The organism is Niastella sp. (genome assembly GCF_045805085.1).
GTDB lineage: Bacteria > Bacteroidota > Bacteroidia > Chitinophagales > Chitinophagaceae > Niastella.
In genome coordinates this window covers 1-2,187 of the sequence record NZ_JBJMLX010000391.1, presented here as the reverse complement: position 1 = coordinate 2,187, position 2,187 = coordinate 1, and the positions used below count along the sequence as shown (strand labels likewise).

The 2,187-nt window shown below is 45.0% G+C and carries 2 protein-coding genes; both read left to right on the top strand.

Features of this window, described 5'->3' with window-relative positions; genetic code table 11:
• The first annotated feature begins 219 nt into the window (after positions 1-219).
• Entirely contained in the window at positions 220-351 is a 132-nt protein-coding gene (locus ACJ751_RS20375; RefSeq protein ID WP_407747364.1) for a hypothetical protein, read from the top strand.
• A 72-nt stretch (positions 352-423) separates the two neighbouring features.
• Positions 424-2,187: S8 family serine peptidase (locus ACJ751_RS20370; RefSeq protein WP_407747363.1), on the top strand; the 1,764-nt coding region annotated here is incomplete at its 3' end.

Below are 2,187 nucleotides of genomic sequence, written 5' to 3'. Positions count from 1 at the left end.
GGACCTGAGAGTGGAGGGGAGTATCGGCCGAGCCTCATCCGAGTAACCTGCTGACAAATTGGCCGAAACGACATCAATTACGTGCATGAAATGCACCAAAGCCGATGAAGGTTTGTCGGCATTCGGTGACATCGCTGACAAGACGCGGACAAACACTGACATCTGGCATACTTAGTATGGCCGCTGGATGCCATTTTCCGCAAAGCGCAAAGTGCGGTTGTGGGTGGGGAAGTAGTGGCATTGGTAAGGCAGAATGCCAACGGGACCTCGTACCGGTTTGAAGAAATTTCAACCCTTGAAGATCTGAATGCATACAAGAAGAACGTTTATAAATATGTGAAGGATGTTTAATGCGGGAAGCTGAAAGTTTGCATTATAATATGAAATGTTTTACTTTACGCCGACAATTGTACCAATCCGCAAATGAAAAACTGTTTACTGATCCTATTCCTGCACCTGTCCGTTACGTTTGTATCAGCCCAGACAACTATTCTACCCATTAAATTAAAAAATGGCACACTTACCAATTCAAACAACCTGCGTAATCACGCCCACCTTAGCGACTCATTAAAAAAATTCCAATATAAAAACCGGTTCTATACCCTCATTCAATTCAATAAGTTACCCGATGCGGCCGGGCGTAAGGCGCTTTCACAACAAGGCATTAACTTATTTCATTATATTCCAGACAATACTTACCTGGCTGAAATAAATGGCAGCATTAACCTGAACCAGCTTAAAAAAAACAATAATATAACAGGTCTCTTACCATTGCACGCATCCGCTAAAATTTCCCCGGCCCTTATTCAGCAGTTACAACAACCCGCGCATGATCCTGATAAGTTGATTGCAGTAAGTTTTTATGGGACGCTTGATAAGGCCACAGTTATAGATGAACTAAAGAAGGCAGGGGCTACAATTATTGAAACAGCCCTTAAACCTTCACAAGTTGTTTTTATAGATGCAACGTATGCGATCGTTCTAAAAATAGCAATGCTTCCCTTTGTTGCAAACATAAGCAGTCAGCCTGTTAAGGCTGTTCCCCTGAATTACGGTAACCGGGCCGCGCATGCCGTTAATGCATTGGGGGCTTTGTTGGGCCGCAACCTGCAGGGAAAAAATGTTACCATTGGAGTAGGGGATGCCGGCGATGCCTCTACGCATATCGATCTCAAGGGCCGGCAAATTACGAAAGGTAGTTTAAGTGCCGTTAATCACAGTACACACGTAACGGGTTCTATTGCAGGTGCCGGCCTCATCAATCCAAAGTATAAAGGTATGGCCCCGCAGGCTACTGTTATCAATGATGTTCTGTACAACATACTTATTAATGCGTCTGCTTATAAGAGGGATTATAATATGGTGCTTACGAATAATTCTTATGCACATGAAGATGGAAATTGCGCCATACCGGGCGATTACAATACGAATAGTAATTATGTTGACGAACAATTAAATAATATTCCGGAAGTGCTACATGTTTTTGCCGCTGGAAATAACGGTAAAACATCCTGTACGCCATACCCTGCCCAATTTGCCACTATTGTTTCAGGTTTTCAAACTGCAAAAAATGTTTTAACGGTAGGAGCAATAGATAATAGTTCCTATACCATTGCCAATTTCTCGAGCTGCGGCCCGGTTTCGGATGGCCGGATAAAGCCAGAAATAACCGCAGGCGGCTGGGCCATTACCTCTACACTCCCCAACAACAAATACGGCGTTGATTGGGGCACCAGTATGGCTGCCCCCACAGCTACCGGTATTCTCGGATTATTAATTGAACGATACCGGCAACTGCATGGAGGATCCAATCCTGCTGCCAATTTAATTAAAGCAGTAGCCTGTAATGGCGCCATAGACAAAGGCAACCCGGGGCCTGATTACACTTATGGTTTTGGCAACATCAATGCCCGCAACTCGGTTGAAGCCATTGAAAACCATACTTATTTTACCGGTTCCATCGACAATGGCGGATCATCCACATTTACCATCCCGGCTGTTGCGCCTGGCATTGCTCAAATAAAAGTATTATTATACTGGACTGATCCCGCAGCATCTACCGCCGCCGCAACAGCACTTGTAAACGATCTCGATCTTACCGTTGCTGCGCCTGGCGCCATCCTGCATCACCCCCTGGTACTTGACCCATCGCCGGCTAACGTTAATAATATCGCTGTAGAGGGTATC